We start from the raw sequence: 20,240 nt of genomic DNA, 5'->3' as shown, positions 1-20,240 counted from the left end.
TTAAGCCAAGCTTCTGACGAACGCAAAGCGGGAAAAGGTCGGTATGGGTAAAAAGGTCATGATTGTTGAGGATAATGAACTCAACCTCAAACTGTTCACTGATCTTCTGCGCGCGCACGCGTTCAATGTGGAGGGTGTCCGCGACGGGCGGCTGGCGCTGGAAAAGGCGCATGCTTTCACCCCGGACCTCGTCATCATGGACATTCAATTGCCCCATTTCAGCGGCATCGACCTGATCGAAGCGATGCAAAAGGACGCAAAGCTGTCCCCCATCCCCGTTCTGGCAGTCACCGCTTATGCTGGCAAAGGCGACGAAGAACGAATCATGGCCGCAGGCGCGAAGGGCTATCTGTCCAAGCCCGTTTCCGTGATGAAGTTTTTGGAAGCGGTTCGGAGGATTATTGATTAGAGTGAACTAGTTAGAACAATGGAGTGAACGTGGTGCTTGGGATTTTTATGCCTGCAGTAATGATATTATCGCTGTTGTCCGCAGCCGAAAACCCCGATTGTAGTTACGATCGGACGATGATGATCTCACTTAGCCAAAATGAATTCGATCAAGATATGGTAGGTGGGTGGCGAAAACTTGCTAACGCAGGGTGCAAACGTGAGGCCGCCGACCTGATTGCGGCCTGGATCAAAGCGAACAAAAGCACCTCAACCACTGTGCATTGGCATGAAGGTCAAATGAGAGCGTCTATTGGTCAAAACGCTGCAGCTATTGCTCTGTTCGAAAAAGCCCGCAAATCTGAGAGCGAAGACGCTGGTTGGGGTTGGAACCACTATGTGGATGGAAGCATCGCATTTTTAAAAGGCGACAAGGCTGCACTAATGGCTTCACGAAACCAGCTATCCTTGCTGCCTGAGCTAGAAAGTGCAAAAAGCATGATAGACATTAACGGCAACCCGGCAAAAATTGATTGGCCTATGAACCTAGATGTTCTGGATCGCTTAATTAGTTGCTGGGGAAAGAGTTATAATGAGGCATATGGTTGTGCGCTTCCGCCAAACACGAACTTACCAACTCAATCAAAAAGGGCGCCCGAAGCGCCCTGATCGATTAACCCTTCAAGCAGCGCGGTCGCTTACTTGATTTTGGCTTCCTTGAACTCAACATGCTTGCGCACGACAGGGTCATATTTGCGGAACGTCATTTTTTCGGTGATGTTGCGCGGATTTTTCTTGGTCACGTAAAAGAAGCCAGTGTCAGCGGTGCTGACGAGCTTGATCTTGATCGTGGCTGGCTTCGCCATGGCCCATTCCTTTTGTTCAAAAATTTTGCAAAAAACTGCGCAGACAAAACCACCGCGCGGTTCACAGACGCGGGCCAATGCGGATTCGCGCGGATAAAGTCAAGTCTTAAGCTGGAAGACGGCGGTCAAATGCCGGAATTTCGCGCACCGGCCCCAAAGACTTCGGTCGGAATGCATCTTCGTGTTTACGGCAGCATTCCCTTCACGACGCATTACCCGAGGCGCAGCCCAGCCGATTCGCAGGTCCGCACCTGCATTTCACCATTTATTAACCATGTTCGCGCAAGATTGTAACATTGCAGGGGCATGGGGGCATTGCCATGGACATTGATCACGATCGTCAGATGCTGATTCGCGCGGAGCTCAGCGACTTGTTGGAGGCATTGCGGCTTACCAACTTTGAAAGCAGCCCGCTTCAATTCCTTGTCCGGCTTGAGGCGATCCGCCAAACTGCCAACGCCCATCAATTTATTGCTGTAGCCGAGATTGCAAGCATGTTCGAAGCATCGATGCAGCGCGTGATCGAATATGGCGGTGCCGATTCGGTTGTCAGCAGCTTCACCGGCATATTGGATGATGCAATTGGCTGCACGCAGCTAAGTCCATCGGTCACCCAGGCGCTGCTTGCGTCGGTTGCCGTCCGCCTTCCGCGATAATTCATTTGGCGCGCACAGACGGTCAACTTTCGCGTTGGGCGGTTTAAAAACGACCGCCGCATTCCCATATGCTTTGCTCCCCCCCCAAAAAAAGGAGAACGGCTATGGCGACTGGTGACAATAGCAAAAAGGCGTTGGCGGACGCGTTAAACGGACTTTTGGCCGATTATTACGCGCTATATCTAAAGACGAAGAATTTTCACTGGCATGTAACTGGCCCGCACTTTCGGGAATATCACTTGTTATTTGACGAACAGGCCACCGAGTTGATTGCCACCACCGACCTTGTGGCGGAACGCGTGCGCAAATTGGGACAGGATACCCTGACCTCAATCGGCTCAATCGCCGCGAAACAGCGGATCAAGGATCAGGATTCGACGTCTACCGATGCCGCAAAGATGCTGAAGGAATTGCATGGCGATAATGAAACGCTGATTCAGGCTTTGAAAGACGCGAAGGACCTTGCCGAAAAAGCAGGCGACAATGCAACCGACGGGCTGCTTGATGATTGGACCGACCAGGCTGAACAACGCGCCTGGTTCCTTGCCGCGACGATCGGCAAGGCATAGTTGACAGACATGAAAAAGGCGGGTGAAGCTATTGCCTCACCCGCCTTTTTAAATCTCAATTGCGCGCTTATTCGGACAGCGTGCTGAGGTTCGTCGCCGAATATTTGCCGCGACGATCAATTTCGATGTCGAAAGCGAGGCGGTCACCTTGGGTTACTTGGCCCATGCCCGACCGTTCAAGCGCAGAGATATGTACGAACACATCTTCGCCGCCGTCATCGCGCTGGACGAAACCAAAGCCCTTCATGTCGTTGAAGAATTTCACGGTACCGTTTGCGCGTTCGCCAGTCGATTCGCGCTGTGGGCCGCGTGGTGCCGAATCACGGTCACCGCCACGAAAGCCACCGCGATCATCACCGCGTGGTGCGCGGTCACGATCGAAAGCCGGACGGTCAGGACGGTCAGGACGCGGTGCGCGCTCTGTCACTGCCATTGGTTCGCCATCAATTACGAGATCGGTTGCCGACACCTTGCCGCCCCGCTCCACAAGTTGGAACTCAAGCGGCTGACCTTCGGCCAAACCAGCCAATCCAGCTTGTTCGACGGCGCTGATATGCACGAAGACGTCGTCGGGACGTCCGTCTACCTGAATGAAACCAAAACCCTTTTGGCCATTGAAAAATTTGACTATTCCCTTGCCGGAGCCAATGACTTGGGCTGGCATTGGGGGGCCGCCGGGGCCACGACGCGGGGCACCAAAGCCACCGCCACCGCCGCCACTGCTGCTGCCGCTATTGCCGCCGCCATATCCACCACCGCCTGAGCGGCCACCGCCAAAATCACTTTGATAGGGGGACGGTGCGCGATAACCGTCGTAGCTTTCATCACCGAAACCGTCTCTTTTGTCCCGGCCCTTGCCAGCACGCTTGCGATCAAAACCCATAACTTCTTACTTGCCTTCTCATCGCCCTGAACCACTATGTTATGCAGTCGAGGGCGACTGTACTGCACGTCACAAGCGTAACCGTCGGTGACTACGCAAGCATTAGCTATATCGTAATAAAAGGGCAGGCGATAGCAAATATTGTAGCGCCAATTCGGCGGCTATTGTCCGTACTTTCATTTGCCTTGGGCAGCGCTGTCGGGCAAGGGGCATATATGAGCGTATATCTGCACGAAGAAGACCTGCCAGCTGGCGTGCTGGCCGCTGGCCCTGTCGCCGTCGACACCGAAACCATGGGATTGATCACCCCGCGCGACCGGCTTTGCCTTTTGCAAATTTCCGATGGCCATGGCGATGAACATCTGATCCGTTTTGGCCGCGACAGCGATTACAGCGCACCTAATCTGCGCGCGGTGCTTGCTGACCCGGCGCGGATTAAACTGTTTCATTATGCGCGGTTCGACCTGGCGGCGATTTCCCATTATTTGAACGTGGTAGCAACGCCGTTGTTTTGCACGAAAATTGCCTCGCGTTTGACGCGCACTTATACCGACCGCCACGGCTTGAAAGAGTTGGTCAAGGAGATGCTCGGAACCGACATTTCCAAGCAACAGCAATCAAGCGACTGGGGCGGCCCCGTGCTGTCCGAAGCGCAAAAGGATTATGCCGCAAGCGACGTGCGTTATTTGCACCGCCTGCATGCCGAATTCGTTATTCGCCTTGAACGCGAGGGCCGCACGGCGCTTGCTCAGGCCTGCTTTGACTTTCTGCCGCATCGCGCAGACCTTGACCTTGCTGGTTGGCCTGAAACCGATATATTCGGGCACAGTTAAGGTTCAATCTGGTTAGGCATCTATCATGTCAGCACAAGCCGATCTTGAACGTACACACAGACAGCGTTGGGCGCTACCCGGCGGGCGACATGATCGCCTGATCCGGTCGTTACGCATTATCTTACCCGTGGTCATCGGGTTGCTGGTTGCGTTGCTTGCATTCAGCCCGTTTACCGGCAAACAGGAATTGAGCTTTGTCCTGAACAAAGACGAGGTGAACCTGTCACGCGAGCGGCTTCGGGTTGTGGAAGCCCTGTATCGCGGTGACGATAGCAAAGGTCGCCCTTTTTCCTTACGCGCGGGCAGCGCGGTCCAGAAAACTTCGGCAGAGCCGGTGCTGGATATGACGTCCTTGTCGGGGCGGATTACCTTGAACGATGGTCCGGCCTCAATTGTTGCGCAACGCGGCGTTTACGACCTGAATAAGGAAACGATGCGCGTAAACGGTCCGCTTTCTGTCGACTCGGCGGGGTATGACATGGTGGCAAGCAATGTCGTGCTGTCGTTGAAAGACCGATCGATGGAGAGTTTTGGACCTGTGAGCGGACGGACAAAAGTAGGCACGTTCCGTGCGGGGCGGATGCGCGCTGATCTCGATACCCGAATCGTTCGCCTCGACGGCGGCGTTCGTTTGCGTATCGAACAGAATGCGATTAAGTGAGCCCGCAATGACTATCCGCTCCATTTCATTCGGCCTGTGCGCCGCGTTGGCCAGCTTGACCATGCTATCATCGGTTTCGACAGCACAGAGCATTCGAAACCAAAACACCAACGCCCCTGTCACTTTCGCTGCCGCTTCGTTGGAATTGCAGGACCGCGCCGACCGGGTCGTGCTGTCGGGCGGCGTAACGGTGATGCAAGAAGGGCTTACACTGAAAGCAAACCGCGTCACGGCCGCCTATACAAGCGCTGGTAGTGTCGATGTGAACCGTCTGGATGCCACGGGCGGCGTCACGATCACCAAGGACGATCTGCGCGCAACCAGCAGCTCGGCGATCTATGATCTCGACTCCAGCTTGATCACGTTGATTGGCAATGTGAAGCTGGTTCAGGGCAGCAACCGTCTGTCGGGCGGGCGGCTGGTCATTGACCTCAACTCGGGCCGATCAACCATAAATGGCGGCGGCGCGCCGGGCACCAGTAACACTGGCGGCCGCGTCACCGGCACCTTCACCGTCCCGCAACGCAAAAATTAAGCGAACGAAGCGCTACGATGACCTGACATCTGCGCATTAGCGCTCAAGACTTTTGTACGCACTCGTATAAATTGTTGCAGCATAAATCATGCCAATTGCAAAGTATGTCACTAGTCAGTAGCTGTTGGTTTGAAAACAAAAGCATGTTTGCGGGCGAATCTAGATTATGGAAAGCATGACTGCCACCTCCCCTGTTGTGGATGCGACCACGGATGCTGGTTTGCGGTCGGGACTGGGTGTTGTCTCCATTGCCAAAAGCTATGACAAGCGCGCCGTGCTGACGGACGTTTCGCTATCGGTGGCAAAGGGTGAAGTCGTTGGCCTGCTTGGACCGAATGGCGCGGGCAAGACCACATGTTTTTATTCGATCATGGGTCTGGTTAAGCCCGATAGCGGCCGGATTACGCTTGATGGCGCGGATATCACCAATTTGCCGATGTATCGTCGCGCGATTTTGGGGCTTGGCTATTTGCCGCAGGAAACCTCGATTTTCCGTGGCATGACCGTTGAACAAAATATCAGCGCGGTTCTGGAAATGTCCGAGCCTGATGCCGGTTCACGCGGTGAGCGTCTGGAAAAGCTGCTCGATGAATTTGGTCTCACCCGTTTGCGTAGCGCGCCAGCGATGGCCTTATCAGGTGGTGAGCGGCGGCGTTGCGAAATTGCCCGGGCGCTGGCGGCAAATCCGTCGATCATGCTGCTCGACGAACCGTTTGCGGGCATTGACCCAATTTCTATTTCCGACATCCGCGATCTGGTAAAGGAACTGAAAACGCGCGGTATTGGCGTACTCATCACCGACCATAATGTCCGTGAAACGCTTGATATCGTTGACCGCGCCTGCATTATTTACGGTGGTCAGGTCCTTTTTGCTGGATCGCCCGAGGCATTGGTCGCTGACCCTAATGTCCGCCGTCTCTACTTGGGCGAGAGTTTTGCAATGTGACCTGGTTGCGAAGAGATCCGGGGACATCGACTCACCGTTGAAGCCATGGCATTAACCCCGCGCCTCGACCTTCGCCAAAGCCAGTCGCTGGTGATGACGCCGCAGCTGCAGCAGGCGATTAAACTGTTGGCCTTGTCCTCGTTAGAAATCGAAGCCTTCATCGCCGAAGAGATTGAGCGCAACCCTGTGCTTGACGCTGGCGGAGGCGATCCAGTTGCCGAAGCGCCGGTCGAAGATTTTCAGCAGGCGGCAAATGGGGACAGTAACGAGCGCGCGAGCGACGAAGTTCTGGGCAATGACAGTCACGCGGCATCCGACACGCTTGACGTAGATTTCAACGCTGAGACCTTTCACCATGATGCGCCCTCCGACAGTGTCAATGGTGCCGACGGAATGCTCGGGCTCACGGGCAGCGCCTTATCAGGCGGGTTTGATGGCGACGGGCCGGACTTCGACAGCTTTGCCGCGCGCGACTTAAACCTGCGCGAACATTTGATGGCGCAGGCTGGCTCAAGCCTTCGCGGACGCCAGCTTTTTCTGGTGCAACAGATCATCGAGCAGATCGAACCTACCGGCTATCTGGGCGAAGATTTGTTAGCTGTGGCACACCGGCTGGGTACGCCGCTGGACGAAATGGAAATAGCGCTGACCGCGTTGCAGCGGTTTGATCCCACAGGCGTTGGCGCACGTAATTTATCCGAGTGCCTTGCGCTTCAGGCAAAGGAAGCGGACCGTTACGACCCTTGCATGGCCAAGCTGATTGATAATCTCGATCTCGTTGCTAAAGGTGCGTTTGATCAGCTGAAGCGCATGTGCCGAGTCGATGACGAAGATTTGCGCGATATGCTGATCGAACTGCGCAGCTACGATCCGAAACCCGGCTGTCGATTTGAAAGCGAGGACAGCAGGGCGGTGACGCCCGATATTTATGTGACCCCGCGCGGGCCGGGATGGGCGATCGAATTGAACAGTGCAAATCTGCCGCGTCTGTTGATCAACCGCAGCTATGTCGCCGAACTTGGACAGGATAAGGCGACCAAGGCGTGGCTGAATGATTGCATGGCGGACGCGAACTGGCTGATTAAGGCGATGGACCAACGGCAGCGTACCATCGTCAAGGTCGCGACAGAGATTGTGAAACAGCAGGACGGTTTCTTTCGGCGCGGCGTTGCACATTTGCGGCCATTGACGCTGCGGCAGGTCGCCGACGCAATCGAGATGCATGAGTCCACCGTGAGCCGCGTGACGAGCAACAAATATCTGCACTGCGGACGCGGGCTTTTCGACCTCAAATATTTCTTTTCATCGGGCGTTCAGTCCGCCGACGGCGAAGGTGCCTCAGCCGAGGCGGTCAAAAGCCACATCAAATCGCTGATCGAGGCCGAAGGCGTCAAGATTCTCTCAGACGACACGCTTGTCGATCTATTGACAGCCAAAGGCTTCGACATCGCGCGGCGCACTGTCGCCAAATATCGCGAAGCCATGGGCATTGGTTCGTCCGTACAGCGGCGGCGTCAGAAAAAGATGGGGCGGTGACCCCCCTAATTCACCAGTTCTGATCATCAAGATCAATAACACCCTGTCGCGCCATTGCGCCGGCAAGAATGGTTTCGAGCAACTCAGGGTAGCTGAGGCCAGCAAGGACCGCCGCCTTGCCAATCACGCGCTGTGACCAAATGTTGCACTGCAGATTGACCTCGAGGAAATTGATTTCCCCTGTCGCCTGATTCATGCGGAATTCAAATCGTCCATAATCAAATGGCCAAAGTTCGGGCAGCAAACGGCGCGTGAGATCCTGTACTTTAAGGATTAGCGCAGGGTCTGTTTCGGGCACCAGCTGCGCTTCGCTCGCCTCAAATCCACGCTTTTCGGCGTAGGTCCGCAAAACTTCGGTATTATGATCGAACCGCATCAGCGGCAGGAACTGCGCCTTGCGCGCGCCGATCACCGGAAGCTCGACATCAATGCCGGACAAAAATGGTTCAACCAAGGCATCATGGCCCTCGTCATGCAACGCCTCGATGGCGTGCTTGACGCCCGTCCAGTCATCTTCTGCCGACACGCCCCAGCTTGCAGAGGAAGCATTCGGTTTGACAACATAGCGGTTAGCTGACCATTCGGTGATCGGCTCAATTGGTGCGCCGCGCCGGAATATCGCTGAGTCCGCCGTCGGAACGCCGCGTGCGCGTGCGGCCATTTTCATCAGATGCTTGTCGTCAGACAATCCGCGCAAAATCGGCGTTGCGCCGAGATAGGCAATGCCAAGGCGCGTACACAAGGTCGGTATCAGCAGTTCGCTGTTGAGATAGCCCCCGCGGTTCAACAGCGAAAATACAAAGTCGACATCGGGTTTTGTAAACAGCACTTCGGGGTTGTTAGCAGCCTCAACATTCAGCCCCATTTTTTCAAGGGTGTCACGCACCTCGCGGTGATAAACCGCATGGTCGCCGTCGACGGTATCCCGTGAGCCATCGCCCAAGGCATGTTTGGCAATGAAAAGAAGTTTAATGGAGTCGCGATATCGCGCTGGTATCGTCAGCTTCGTGGCTGGAGAAATTATTTCGACTGGCATCGGGGCTTTGGCCTCTTGCATGTTTTGTGTATGCGCAGGGCGATAGTACCGCATTATGGCAGTACTAGGGCGATGGTTTCATCAGGAGAGCAAGTCAATGTCGACACTGGATTTGCCCACGGCAACATTGATGAGTGCCGGAGGCGACGACCGAATCACACTTGATGAACAAAGCGGCCTGAACAGCTATGGCTGCGCCCCTGAACCTGTCCGCGCGATCAGCTACTCGTCATCGACCGCAAGCTCGGTTTCGGCGCCAGCCTATGCACATGCCCATGCCGTGCACCACCAGCTTCGGCTGGCGGTCGCCGGGGGCGAAGGCGAAGAGGCCGCCTATACGCGCTTCCTGCGTAATGCGCGCAGCCGCATTCGGCGTGTTTATGGGCTAGAGAATGATGTCGATGTAGCCTTTGGCGCATCGGGCACTGACCTTGAATATCTGGCGCTCGCGCTCGCCCTGCAAAGCGGACAACATGTCACCAATATCGTGGTGGAAGTGGATGAAGTCGGCAGCGGATGCCTGTTTTCGCAAGCCGGCCAATATTTTGCCAACCGCACGGCTTTGGGCATCGAAGTTGAGAAAGGCGCCCATTTACTGGGGTTTGAAGCAGATCGGATATCTGTCGAGACGCTCAAAACACGCACGGAGGATGGCCCTGTGCGCAGTGACGATGCATATGCCGCATTGCTGCTCGAAGCGGCGGGGAAGGTTATTTCGCGCGGCGGGCGGCCACTTGTCCATATTATCCACCGTTCAAAAACCGGGATCGTCACCCCAAGTCTAGCCGCCGTGGATGCGTTGCTGGCTGCGCATCGCGACGCCGTAGATTTGGTTGTCGACGCGTGTCAGGGTCGGATCTCGCCCGACACTGTCGCCGCCTATCTTGAACGCGGCGCAAGCGTATTTCTTACTGGCTCAAAATTCATTGGAGGACCTCCCTTCAGCGCGTGGGCACTTGTTCCACCTTCACTTTCGCAACGGATGAAAAGCGAAACAGCTGCACCTGCTGGTCTTGGCCATTTCTTTGCCCGTGGCGATATGCCAACGGGCTGGACCGACACGGACGAGGTCCTTCCAGACCGCGCCAATTTCGGGCTGCTGCTTCGGTTGGAGGCAGGGTTGTTTGAACTGGAACGGCTGCTTGCCATGCCGATGGACAGGGTCGATGCCGTCATACTCGCATTTGGCACAGCCTTGCGTAAGTTATCGCCATCGATGCCATTTCGTCTTATTGAGGGTGCCGCGGACGATCCTGCGGCAGGCGACCACATCGGTGATGCACGCGCGGCGCACCCGCTTGACCGAAAAATGTTATATGTCGTCGAACTGACCGAATGCGTTCCAACAACGGGTTTGCCGCTTGACATAGAGCAGGCGCGGGAAGTGTATCGCGGCCTTTATACCGACATGTCAGACGCCTTTGCAGAGCCGCGTGACAAGCTCACTGCTGCAGAAATCTGCCATTTGGGCCAACCAGTCAAATGCCTCAAAAATGAAAATGGCGCATGGGCGCCAACATTGCGGCTGTCTTTATCGGCCCCGCAAATATTTGAAATGATCGGGCTTGATCCGGAACGACTCGTTGAGCGTTTCACCGCCGATATCGACAGAATAGCAGCGAAGGTCCGTCTTGTGGTGCTGACGTTGGCCTAATAGCTGCGCACGCCACCGTTCATTCCCCCGACACGCGTTAATGCGCGTTTATAAAATCGACCACATCGGTGATGACCGGTGCTTTTTTGCGAAATGGGCGCGCAATGGCCATGATGATGTCTGCATGGTCGACGCCAGGATAGATTTTCGTCTTCTGTTCGCCGCCAAGCGCGTCGATTTTGTCGGCAAGCGCTTTGCTGTTTCGGGGTTTGACCACGGTGTCCTTGTCACCGGTTAGCAGCAAAAGCGGCGGGGCATCGGCTCGCGCATAGGTGATGGGTTGGGTTTCGGTGAGATCGGGCCACTGCCCCAGTGCGATTTTGGAGGACTCCGTCGTCAGCGGCAGAAAATCATAGGGTCCTGCAAGACCAATGACGCCCCTTATAATGTCGGGTTTGAGATTGTCTGCGGCCAGCCATTGGGGATCAAGCGCCGCCATCATTGCGATATGTGCACCGGCGCTGTGCCCCATCAGGAAAATGCGGTTGCTGTCTCCATTATGTTTGGCAATATTGTTATGCACCCATGCGATCGCGGTGGCCGTGTCTTGCACAAACGCAGGAAAACGAACGCGGGGCGCTTTGCGATAATCAGCGACGACTGTCACAAACCCCCGCGATGCGAAGGCACGCCCCAGAAAGCCATATCCATCACGCTCACCATCACGCCATGCACCGCCGTGGAAGAATATCACAACGGGCCGGGCAGAGCTGGCGTTACCTTCTGGCGTATAGATATCGAGCTTTTGGCGTGCGTCGGTCCCGTATGCGATGCCCGTTACCGGCATTTGGGTAAACTCTGCTGCACCCGGCGCCATGCGGTCGGCAAAATCAAGCTTTTGTGGGTCTGTCTTGCTCCAGAACCATAAGCCGGAACCAACGACAGCGAGAAGAAGCGCGAACAGGATATATTTGATCATGCCGCATATGTGCCGATGAACGCGATGGTCTACAATGAAAAAAGGCGGCCCCATCGGAGCCGCCCTTTTCTTGGCAGGCCGCAAAGGAAATCCCTTGCGGTCCTCAATGATATTAACGCTTCGAGAACTGGAAGCTCTTACGCGCCTTGGCCTTGCCGTATTTCTTACGCTCGACCACGCGGCTATCGCGTGTGAGGAAGCCTTCCGACTTCACGGCGCTACGGAGCAGTGGCTCATATTTCGACAGCGCTTGCGCGATGCCATGCTTGACAGCGCCGGCTTGACCCGAAAGACCGCCGCCCTTGACCGTGGCGATCACGTCATATTGGCCAGTCCGCTCGGTAACACCGAATGGCTGGTTGATAACGAGACGAAGCGATGGACGTGCGAAATAGACTTCCTGGTCGCGGCCATTGACGACAATCTTGCCAGTGCCTGGCTTCAGCCAAACGCGGGCAACGGCGTCCTTACGACGGCCAGTTGCGTAAGCGCGGCCTTGCGCATCGATTTCCTGTTCACGGATGACAGCAGCGATCTGGGCCGGCGCCTGAACGTCAGCGCCCAAGGTTTCGAGATCAGCGAGCGAAGTTGCAGTTTCGGACATTATGCACCCACCTTGTTCTTGCGGTTCATGGAAGCGACGTCGAGCGTCGTTGGCTGTTGACCGGCATGAGGATGCTCGGTGCCGTTATAAAGGTGCAATGCACGCATTTGTGCGCGGCCCAAAGGACCACGCGGCACCATGCGCTCTACGGCCTTTTCAAGGACGCGCTCAGGGAACTTGCCTTCAAGTATCTTGCCGGCAGTGATCGCCTTGATGCCGCCGATGTAACCCGTGTGGCGATAATAGACCTTGTCGGTCAATTTCTTGCCGGTGAACTTCACCTTGTCGGCATTGATCACAACCACATGGTCGCCGCAATCAACGTGCGGGGTGTAGCTTGGCTTGGTCTTGCCGCGCAGGATGTTGGCAATAAGGCTGGCCACGCGGCCAACAACTAAGCCTTCTGCGTCAATGAGGATCCACGATTTCTCGACGTCTTGCGGACGGATCGATTTCGTAACTCTGGATAGCGTTTTCATCGCTAATCACACCTTTCGAAATTTTGCTGATATGCAGAATCATGGCTGACGCCGCACGTGAAGCGGTGCCAATGACGATGAACCACCCAATAGTCAAGCAAAACTGCGTGTTTTACGGCGGGTATAATAATACCGCCGTAATTTACGCGGGCTTACGCCCCAAGACATGCGCACCCCAAACCGTTGAGGCGACCACTAAGGCACCCACCGCCTGGTGCGATACCGCAAGAACGATATTCACGCCCGTCATCACCGTTGCGATACCCAATAATATCTGGACACCAAAAGCGCTGTGAATCGCAGTGGACGCGGCACGTACCCCTGCCTTTTTCACGCGGCGTGACAGAACGACGAGAGCGAACACGGCAACCCACGCCCACCATCGGTGCACAAAATGCGTGAGATAAGGGTCGTTTACCAAAGCATAAAATGCGCCATTTGCGGTATCAACGCCGTCGGGAAAAACGCGGTCATTCATCAACGGCCAGGTGTTGGAGACATAGCCGGCGTTCAACCCGGCGACCCACGCCCCGAACAGTATCTGGATGAACAAAATCGCCAATATTATTGCGGTAAATGTGCTGATCGTCGCAGGCCGCGCATCAGGGTTAGTTTTCAACTCTTTCAGATCAAGCGCTGTCCAAACGAGTCCGCCCAATATGCACAATGCCGTCAGCAAATGGACCGCAAGCCGGTAGTGGCTGACATCCGTACGTGCAGAAAGCCCCGATGACACCATCCACCAGCCAATTGTGCCCTGAAGCGCGCCCAACGCCAACAGCGCCAGCAAGCGTGGCTTATATCCGGCAGGAATAGCCTGCTTTACCCAAAACCACGCCAGCGGCAACGCAAAAGCCAAGCCAATGACTCGTCCAAGCAAGCGGTGGACCCATTCCCAGAAATAAATGAATTTAAACTCGGCAAGGGTCATTCCCGCCGGACCGTTAATCTGCGTATATTCGGGTATCTGCTTGTATTTCTCAAACTCGGATAGCCAGCTTGCCTCATTGAGCGGGGGGAGTGTGCCTGCAATCGGTTTCCATTCGGTAATCGACAATCCCGATTCGGTGAGCCGGGTAATCCCGCCCACCACGACCATCGCAAACACAAGGCAGGCGACGCCCATAAGCCAGAAAATCAACGCCGCTGGTCGTGAAACCCGTGTTTCAGATACTGGGAGGGCATTGAGCGTAATATCCATGCTGTGCGATATGCGATGGATTGCATGCAATCGCAAGCAACGACGGTTGCAAAAACCGACACCCCAACTGCAATTTAACGATGTAATGTTGTAACGTGCAACGAATCGGTGTACGGACTCACATATGGAACGCGTTTGGCGAAAATGGCGGTGGGACGGGCTTGGTCTAAGCATCGCCGGATTGTGCCTTGTTCATTGCCTCGCAACGACCATATTGTTGGCCGTTCTCGCATCAGCCGGTGGCTTTTTGCTTGATCCAATCTTTCATGAGATCGGCCTGCTGCTCGCCATCCTGCTTGGTGGACTGGCGTTGGGGCAAGGTTTTCGGGTTCATGGATTGTTCGTCCCTGCAACCGTCGGCGCAATTGGCATTGGCATGATGGCGGGCGCGCTGACGCTTCCGCATGGCGGCACGGAAATTGCCCTTACCGTGTTAGGCGTCATCTTTCTGGGTTTTGGTCATTTGCTTAATCATCGGGCGCGGATCTGACCGCCAATTGACCCGCTGGCTGCCCCAGCCTACAACAAGGCTATGGCAGCACATCACCACCACGAACATGAAGGCGCATCACTAGCGCATGCTGCGGAGTCGGCACTGATTGCCGCTGGCGAACAATGGACGGACATGCGTTCGGACATATTTGCGGTGCTTGCGACGTTTGAAAAGCCAGCCTCGGCATACGACATTGCGGACCAAGTGTCGCAGCGGCGCGGCAAGCGCGTCGCACCGAACAGCGTCTATCGTATCTTGGACCTTTTTGTGGCGACCAACCTTGCCCGGCGCGTTGAAAGCGCCAACGCCTATATCGCCAATTCGCACCCCGGATGCCTGCACGATTGCATTTTCCTGATTTGCGACAGTTGCGGAACCGCGACCCATATTGATGATGATACGCTGACCATGCATGTCCGTGCGGCGGCTGAACTTGCTGGATTTGCAGAGGTTCGTCCCGTCATCGAAGTGCGTGGAATATGTGCCGATTGCGGATGAACCATAAGCAATTACCCGTTCGACAGCCGGATAAATCGGCGCTAAAGCGTACATCATGAACCATTCCCCTGACACGCCGCTGCTTGACACGGTTAACGTGCCCTCGGACCTTCGGAACCTCGCCGCGTCCCAGCTTCGCCAGCTTGCCGATGAACTTCGTGCCGAAACAATCTCGGCGGTTTCAGTAACCGGCGGTCACCTCGGCGCTGGCCTTGGTGTTGTCGAGCTGACGACCGCCATCCATTATGTGTTTAACACACCCGACGATCGTTTGATCTGGGACGTCGGCCACCAATGCTATCCGCACAAAATCCTGACCGGACGGCGCGACCGCATTCGCACGCTGCGCACTGGCGGGGGGCTCTCCGGCTTCACCAAGCGCAGCGAGAGCGAATATGACCCTTTCGGCGCCGCACATAGCTCGACGTCAATTTCCGCTGCTTTGGGCTTTGCTGTCGCCAACAAGATATCGGGAAAGCCCGGCAAGGCGATCGCAGTCATCGGTGATGGTTCGATGTCGGCTGGCATGGCCTATGAGGCGATGAATAATGCCCAAGCCGCCGGCAACCGCTTGGTGGTCATCCTGAACGACAATGATATGTCGATCGCCCCGCCTGTCGGCGGCCTGTCGGCATATTTGTCGCGGCTTGTGTCCTCAAGCGAATATCTCGGGCTGCGTAGCCTTGCGAGCAAGGTCGCCAAAAAGATCTCGCGGCGTATCTACACCGCTGCCTCCAAGGCCGAAGAATTTGCCCGGGGCATGGCCATGGGCGGTACCTTGTTTGAGGAACTGGGCTTTTATTATGTCGGCCCAATCGATGGCCATAATCTCGACCAGCTTATCCCCGTGCTCGAAAATGTCCGCGACAATGCGGAAGGACCCGTACTGATTCACGTCGTCACGCAAAAGGGCAAGGGCTATGCGCCTGCCGAAGCAGCCGATGACAAATATCACGGCGTCGTTAAATTCGACGTCATCACCGGCAAGCAGGACAAGGGCCCCGGTGGCGGCCCGCCCGCATATCAAAACGTTTTCGGCGAAACACTCGCCAAGCTTGCGGAAACTGACCCAAAAATCTGCGCAATAACCGCCGCGATGCCCGGCGGGACGGGCGTTGACAAATTCTCAGCCGCGCATCCCGAACGCTCGTTCGATGTCGGCATTGCCGAACAGCATGCCGTAACTTTTGCCGCTGGCCTCGCCGCGCAAGGGATGCGTCCGTTCTGCGCGATTTACTCGACCTTCCTGCAGCGCGCATATGATCAGGTCGTTCATGATGTCGCGATCCAGAATTTGCCGGTGCGTTTCGCGATTGACCGCGCTGGCCTCGTCGGTTTCGACGGCAGCACGCATGCCGGATCGTTCGACATCACTTATCTGGCAACGCTGCCCAATATGGTGGTGATGTCACCTGCGGATGAGGCTGAGTTGGTCCACATGACCTATACCGCCGTCTTGCACGACAGCGGCCCAATCGCGTTCCGCTATCCACGCGGCAATGGAACGGGCGTCGCGATGCCCGAAGTGCCGATTGCACTTGAGATCGGCAAAGGCCGGATCATGCGCGAAGGCAAGAAAGTTGCGATTCTCTCGATCGGCACGCGGCTCGCTGAAGCTATGAAGGCAGCCGATACGCTGGATGCAAAGGGTCTAAGCACCACTGTCGCCGACTTGCGCTTTGCCAAGCCGCTCGACGAAAAGATGATCCGACATCTCATTGCCACACATGAAGTGGTTGTCACTGTCGAAGAAGCCGCTGTTGGCGGGCTAGGCGCGCATGTGCTGACTTTGGCAAGCGACTTGGGCCTGATGGACACCGGCCTTAAAATCCGCACGATGCGGTTGCCTGATATTTTCCAGGAACATGATTCGCCGCAAAAGCAATATGACGAAGCTGGACTCAATGCGCCGCAGATTGTCGAGACGGTGCTTAAAGCGCTCCGCCATAACAGCGCCGGCGTAGAAGAAGCGAGCGTCCGCGCTTAAACGCGCGGCGTTCTTACCAATTCAGGTTGGAATAACCGCCTGAGCGGTTTGCCCGTCGCCTTCTGGTGCGGCGATGATGTCGCGTGTGATGCTGCCTTTGTTGACCGTGTTGGTCTGTGGATCACCGACCGACGAACGAATGCCGGCTTCAGCACTGCCCGGTGTCGTCGAGATGGCGCGTTCGGCTGCTGACCGGGCAGCTGTGCCTCCAAACAACGTCTCGAGCACTTGCTCTTGGCCCGCATCAGCCGGACGGATAGCCGCTGCGGGGGTTGGCTCAAGCGCAAAGTCGGGCGGTACGACAAGTGGTGCCGCGCGGCCCGCAGTAGACGCAGGCGCTTCGTTGCCGCCAAACATATTGTTCATGGACGCACAACCCGACAACAAGGTCAGGCTTGTCACCGCTGCCAGAAGGCCAAATTTCATATTCATATGCTTATCCAATTGTTGGCCGGATTAAGGACGAGGTGCAGGCGCGGTTCCACCAAACATCGCGTCCAGAACCTGCTGCTTGGTATCGCCATCCTGTGGTCGGGGCGCATTGGGTGTTGGAACGGGCAAGTTAAATTCGGTTGGCACCTGAATGGGCTTTGACCGGGTCACTGCAAATTCGTCAGGACGATCACGGTCATATACGCTGGTCGTCCCGCAGCCCGAAAGCGCAAGCAGGGCAAGTGACGCCGCCGCAAATATATTGATCCGCTTCATGACTTCTCCACTATGTCGGCGCTGCTTGCGGGTTGCTGAACATCAGCCCCATCACTGCTTTCCTTGTCGCTTATCAGAAACGCACGGACAAGCAATATCAACACGCCAATGCTGATGCAGGCATCGGCCAGATTGAATATGTAAAATGGCCTGAAGGTACCAAAATGCAGGTCGGCATAGTCAATGACATAGCCGTAACGTGTGCGATCAACGATGTTGCCGAGCGCTCCACCGAGTACAAGCGACAATGCAAGGATGTCGCCGCGCAGCTTCTCGCGCCACATCCAGACAGCAACGCCCACTGCAATAGCAGCGGTCAATGCCACCAGCGCCCACCGTTCGCCGTCGCTGTCCGCGGTCAGAAAGCTCATCGAAACGCCGCGATTTTCGGCATAGCGCAGGTCGAAAAAGGAAATGATGTGGATGACGCCGCGGTTTTGCAACTGCAACGGCCCGATCATCGCATATTTGACCAGTTGATCGGCGATAAACACGAAGCTTGCCAGCATGAGGCCCTGAAGACGGAATTTGGGATTGGGGTTCATGTCAGTTCCTCCCCGTTTACGGGGAGGGGGACCACGCGAAGCGTGGTGGAGGGGGGAAAAAATCCGCACATTCCCCCTCGTGTAAGCCGCCAGCCCCCTCCGTCAACCCTGCGGGTTGCCACCTCCCCATATGTGGGGAGGATTTGATGAGCCTCAACCACCGACGACGCCCTCACAACGGGCGCACAAAAGGCCATCGTCCACCACCTCTGGCAGATGCCGCCAGCAGCGGCCGCATTTCTGGTTGGTGGTTTTCGTCACAACTGGCGCGGTCACGCCCGCAACAGCGGTGGTTGACGCAGTAATACACAGTTCAGCCAAAAGGCTGTCGTCGACCTGCCGGTCGCGCAGGACCGCTTCGAGATCAGGCACCTGAACGTCGGCCTCGAGGCTTGACCCCACGATCTTCTCGCGGCGCAATGGCTCGATCGCTTCAGTCACCTGGCGGCGCAGTTCGCGCAACCGGAACCAATGTTCGACCGATTCCAGATCAAACCAAGCCGCATCGACCTCCGGCCATTCGGAAAAATGGACGCTGTCGGCATCTGCGCCGAAACGCGTTTGCCAGACCTCTTCGCTGGTGAACACCAGAACAGGCGCGGCGTAACGGACGAGCGCGTGGAACAGCGTGTCCAGCGTTGTGCGATAGGCCATGCGCTTGGGATCGGTCGGCGCATCGCAATAGAGGCAATCCTTGCGGATATCGAAGAAGAAGGCCGACAGATCCTCATTGGCGAAATCAGTCAGCAGGCGGACGTACGTGTTGAAGTCGAAATCATTGACCGCAACTTTCAACTTCGCGTCCATGTCCGCGAGCAGATGGAGCATATAAAGCTCCAACTCGGGCATGTCGGCGACGGCAACCTTTTCGGCATCGGAGAAGCCTTCAAGCGCGCCGAGCATATATCGAAATGTATTGCGCAATTTGCGATACTGGTCGGATACGCCAGCAAGGATTTCCTTGCCGATCCGGTGGTCCTCGGTGAAGTCGACCGTCAGCGCCCAGAGCCGCAGGATATCCGCGCCACTGTCGCGCATTAGGTCCAGCGGGTTGATCGTGTTGCCGAGCGACTTGGACATTTTCATGCCCTTTTGGTCCATCGTAAAGCCATGCGTCAGTACGGCATTGTAAGGCGCACGGCCGCGTGTGCCGCAACTTTGCAGCAAGCTCGACTGGAACCAGCCGCGATGCTGGTCGCTGCCTTCGAGGTACAGATCGGCAGGCCATGACAGGTCAGGCCAGCGTCCGCTTTCCAGCGTGAACACATGGGTGCAGCCTGAATCGAACCAGACATCGAGAATGTCTGTGACGCGCTCATAATCGGCGAGCGCATAGTCGCTGCCCAGATATTCCTGCGCGCGTTCGTCACTCCACCCGTCGACGCCATTTTCGCGGACGCCAGCAATGATCCGAGCATTGACGCCCGCGTCATTGAGATACTGGTTCGTGCCCTTTTTGACGAACAACGTGATCGGCACGCCCCATGCGCGCTGACGGCTGAGCACCCAATCGGGGCGGCCTTCGACCATTGACGACAGCCGGTTGCGACCTTTTTCCGGGATGAAGCGCGTGTCGGCGATGGCCTGCATGGCGGTCTCCCTTAAGGTTCCCCTCCCGTAGACGGGAGGGGTTAGGGGTGGGTGCGAGCCGTCAGGCGAGCTTGCGACTGCACCGTTTTGGCCCACCCCAACCCCTCCCGCCTGCGGGAGGGGCATTCTGTCCTTATCCATCGACACGAACCATTGCGGGGTGCAGCGGTAGATGACCTTGGCCTTCGACCGCCAGCTATGCGGGTAGCTATGCTTGTAATCCGCCGAAGCCGCGAGCAACCCGCCAGCTTCGCGCAATGCCGTGCAGATGGGCCCGTCAGGCGCGTTGAATTTGGAGTTGATGACGCTGCCCTCGCCGGCGAGCCAGCCCCAGTCAGCACGATATTTGCCGTCGCCTTCGACCGCAAAGACCGGGTCGATGCCATTGGCCTTGCACAGGTCAAAATCGTCCTCGCCATGGTCAGGCGACATATGGACAAGCCCGGTGCCGCTGTCGGTGGTGACGAAATCACCCGCAAGCATTGGACGCAGCTTTTCAAAAAAGGCGATACGGTGTTCAAACGCTTCATCACTCAATTCGTCACCCCCGCGCAGGCGGGGGTCCATCACCTGACCTGTCGGCTCTGCTGAAGCGACAGGCGTTGGATTCCCGCCTGCGCGGGAATGACGAAGATAGTTGTAAATCGGGTGGCG

The 20,240-nt window shown here is 56.3% G+C and carries 24 protein-coding genes; 13 read left to right on the top strand and 11 right to left on the bottom strand.

Annotated features, from left to right (window positions below):
* Positions 1-43 precede the first annotated feature (43 nt).
* Both ACLL9E_RS07710 and ACLL9E_RS07705 read left to right on the top strand, forming a co-directional pair.
* Entirely contained in the window at positions 44-409 is a 366-nt protein-coding gene (locus ACLL9E_RS07710; RefSeq protein WP_411291159.1) for a response regulator, read from the top strand.
* Positions 410-432: 23 nt separating this feature from the next.
* Positions 433-1,056, top strand: coding sequence for a hypothetical protein (locus ACLL9E_RS07705; RefSeq protein WP_411291158.1), 624 nt, complete (start codon positions 433-435; stop codon positions 1,054-1,056).
* Between the two features lie 29 nt (positions 1,057-1,085).
* On the opposite strand, the gene rpmG is transcribed toward ACLL9E_RS07705, so the two are convergent.
* Positions 1,086-1,253 (bottom strand): 50S ribosomal protein L33, encoded by a 168-nt coding sequence (rpmG, locus tag ACLL9E_RS07700; RefSeq protein WP_411291157.1) that lies wholly within the window; start codon positions 1,251-1,253, stop codon positions 1,086-1,088.
* Positions 1,254-1,573: 320 nt separating this feature from the next.
* Between rpmG and ACLL9E_RS07695 the strand changes: the two genes are divergently transcribed.
* Together ACLL9E_RS07695 and ACLL9E_RS07690 are read left to right on the top strand one after the other, a co-directional pair.
* Positions 1,574-1,909 carry a hypothetical protein gene (locus ACLL9E_RS07695; RefSeq protein ID WP_411291156.1) on the top strand — a complete coding sequence of 112 codons (336 nt, stop codon included), beginning with the start codon at positions 1,574-1,576 and terminating at the stop codon, positions 1,907-1,909.
* Between the two features lie 104 nt (positions 1,910-2,013).
* Complete coding sequence (locus ACLL9E_RS07690) at positions 2,014-2,478, top strand: Dps family protein (protein WP_411291155.1); 465 nt, start codon at positions 2,014-2,016, stop codon at positions 2,476-2,478.
* A 67-nt stretch (positions 2,479-2,545) separates the two neighbouring features.
* Here the strand turns inward: ACLL9E_RS07690 and ACLL9E_RS07685 are convergent, their stop codons facing one another.
* On the bottom strand, positions 2,546-3,361 hold the full coding sequence (locus ACLL9E_RS07685; RefSeq protein WP_411291154.1) for a cold-shock protein: 816 nt from the start codon (positions 3,359-3,361) through the stop codon (positions 2,546-2,548).
* 215 nt (positions 3,362-3,576) lie between these two features.
* On the opposite strand from ACLL9E_RS07685, the gene ACLL9E_RS07680 reads away from it, so the two are divergent.
* The 5 genes from ACLL9E_RS07680 (at position 3,577) to rpoN (ending at position 7,872) form a co-directional block, all read left to right on the top strand.
* On the top strand, positions 3,577-4,194 hold the full coding sequence (locus ACLL9E_RS07680) for a ribonuclease D (RefSeq protein ID WP_411291153.1): 618 nt from the start codon (positions 3,577-3,579) through the stop codon (positions 4,192-4,194).
* A 25-nt stretch (positions 4,195-4,219) separates the two neighbouring features.
* A complete protein-coding gene (gene lptC, locus ACLL9E_RS07675) occupies positions 4,220-4,855 on the top strand; it encodes an LPS export ABC transporter periplasmic protein LptC (RefSeq protein ID WP_411291152.1) in 636 nt (211 codons plus the stop codon).
* 7 nt (positions 4,856-4,862) lie between these two features.
* Positions 4,863-5,390 carry an LptA/OstA family protein gene (locus ACLL9E_RS07670; protein WP_411291151.1) on the top strand — a complete coding sequence of 176 codons (528 nt, stop codon included), beginning with the start codon at positions 4,863-4,865 and terminating at the stop codon, positions 5,388-5,390.
* Positions 5,391-5,565: 175 nt separating this feature from the next.
* The gene (lptB, locus tag ACLL9E_RS07665) at positions 5,566-6,336 is read left to right on the top strand and encodes an LPS export ABC transporter ATP-binding protein (RefSeq protein ID WP_411291150.1); all 771 of its coding nucleotides are present in this window, start codon (positions 5,566-5,568) and stop codon (positions 6,334-6,336) included.
* Positions 6,337-6,381: 45 nt separating this feature from the next.
* Positions 6,382-7,872 (top strand): RNA polymerase factor sigma-54, encoded by a 1,491-nt coding sequence (gene rpoN, locus ACLL9E_RS07660; protein ID WP_411291149.1) that lies wholly within the window; start codon positions 6,382-6,384, stop codon positions 7,870-7,872.
* Positions 7,873-7,882: 10 nt separating this feature from the next.
* Here rpoN and ACLL9E_RS07655 read toward each other — a convergent pair whose 3' ends face one another.
* Complete coding sequence (locus ACLL9E_RS07655) at positions 7,883-8,908, bottom strand: phosphoribosylglycinamide synthetase (RefSeq protein WP_411291148.1); 1,026 nt, start codon at positions 8,906-8,908, stop codon at positions 7,883-7,885.
* Positions 8,909-9,005: 97 nt separating this feature from the next.
* On the opposite strand from ACLL9E_RS07655, the gene ACLL9E_RS07650 reads away from it, so the two are divergent.
* On the top strand, positions 9,006-10,562 hold the full coding sequence (locus ACLL9E_RS07650; protein ID WP_411291147.1) for a hypothetical protein: 1,557 nt from the start codon (positions 9,006-9,008) through the stop codon (positions 10,560-10,562).
* A 37-nt stretch (positions 10,563-10,599) separates the two neighbouring features.
* On the opposite strand, the gene ACLL9E_RS07645 is transcribed toward ACLL9E_RS07650, so the two are convergent.
* From ACLL9E_RS07645 to ACLL9E_RS07630, 4 genes are all read right to left on the bottom strand, one after another.
* On the bottom strand, positions 10,600-11,481 hold the full coding sequence (locus ACLL9E_RS07645) for an alpha/beta hydrolase (RefSeq protein WP_411291146.1): 882 nt from the start codon (positions 11,479-11,481) through the stop codon (positions 10,600-10,602).
* 112 nt (positions 11,482-11,593) lie between these two features.
* Positions 11,594-12,085, bottom strand: a complete 492-nt coding sequence (rpsI, locus tag ACLL9E_RS07640) for a 30S ribosomal protein S9 (protein WP_409647409.1) — start codon at positions 12,083-12,085, stop codon at positions 11,594-11,596.
* On the bottom strand, positions 12,085-12,564 hold the full coding sequence (gene rplM, locus ACLL9E_RS07635; protein ID WP_411291145.1) for a 50S ribosomal protein L13: 480 nt from the start codon (positions 12,562-12,564) through the stop codon (positions 12,085-12,087). Before rplM ends, rpsI begins: the two co-directional genes overlap by 1 nt.
* Positions 12,565-12,706: 142 nt before the next feature.
* On the bottom strand, positions 12,707-13,765 hold the full coding sequence (locus ACLL9E_RS07630; RefSeq protein WP_411291144.1) for a COX15/CtaA family protein: 1,059 nt from the start codon (positions 13,763-13,765) through the stop codon (positions 12,707-12,709).
* Between the two features lie 124 nt (positions 13,766-13,889).
* Here ACLL9E_RS07630 and ACLL9E_RS07625 point away from each other — a divergent pair, with 124 nt between their 5' ends.
* From ACLL9E_RS07625 to dxs, 3 genes are read left to right on the top strand one after another with little or no spacing between them, the layout of a single operon-like run.
* Positions 13,890-14,255, top strand: coding sequence for a MerC domain-containing protein (locus ACLL9E_RS07625; protein ID WP_411291143.1), 366 nt, complete (start codon positions 13,890-13,892; stop codon positions 14,253-14,255).
* 42 nt (positions 14,256-14,297) lie between these two features.
* A complete protein-coding gene (locus ACLL9E_RS07620) occupies positions 14,298-14,756 on the top strand; it encodes a Fur family transcriptional regulator (RefSeq protein ID WP_411291142.1) in 459 nt (152 codons plus the stop codon).
* A 55-nt stretch (positions 14,757-14,811) separates the two neighbouring features.
* Complete coding sequence (dxs, locus tag ACLL9E_RS07615; protein ID WP_411291141.1) at positions 14,812-16,743, top strand: 1-deoxy-D-xylulose-5-phosphate synthase; 1,932 nt, start codon at positions 14,812-14,814, stop codon at positions 16,741-16,743.
* A gap of 21 nt (positions 16,744-16,764) precedes the next feature.
* Here the strand turns inward: dxs and ACLL9E_RS07610 are convergent, their stop codons facing one another.
* From ACLL9E_RS07610 to ACLL9E_RS07595, 4 genes are all read right to left on the bottom strand, one after another.
* Positions 16,765-17,175: a DUF3035 domain-containing protein gene (locus ACLL9E_RS07610; RefSeq protein ID WP_411291140.1), complete on the bottom strand. Its 411-nt coding sequence runs from the start codon at positions 17,173-17,175 to the stop codon at positions 16,765-16,767.
* 24 nt (positions 17,176-17,199) lie between these two features.
* A complete protein-coding gene (locus ACLL9E_RS07605) occupies positions 17,200-17,451 on the bottom strand; it encodes a DUF3035 domain-containing protein (protein ID WP_411291139.1) in 252 nt (83 codons plus the stop codon).
* Positions 17,448-17,996, bottom strand: coding sequence for a signal peptidase II (gene lspA, locus ACLL9E_RS07600; RefSeq protein ID WP_411291138.1), 549 nt, complete (start codon positions 17,994-17,996; stop codon positions 17,448-17,450). The genes ACLL9E_RS07605 and lspA overlap by 4 nt, the downstream gene beginning before the upstream one ends.
* A gap of 153 nt (positions 17,997-18,149) precedes the next feature.
* The coding region (locus tag ACLL9E_RS07595) for an isoleucine--tRNA ligase (protein ID WP_411291137.1) at positions 18,150-20,240 on the bottom strand (2,091 nt) is incomplete at its 5' end.

Origin of the sequence: Sphingorhabdus sp. (assembly GCF_046596595.1) — a bacterium.
In the GTDB taxonomy this organism is placed as follows: domain Bacteria; phylum Pseudomonadota; class Alphaproteobacteria; order Sphingomonadales; family Sphingomonadaceae; genus Sphingorhabdus_B.
Note: the sequence above shows the minus strand (reverse complement) of the source record. Positions and strands in the feature narration are given on the sequence as shown.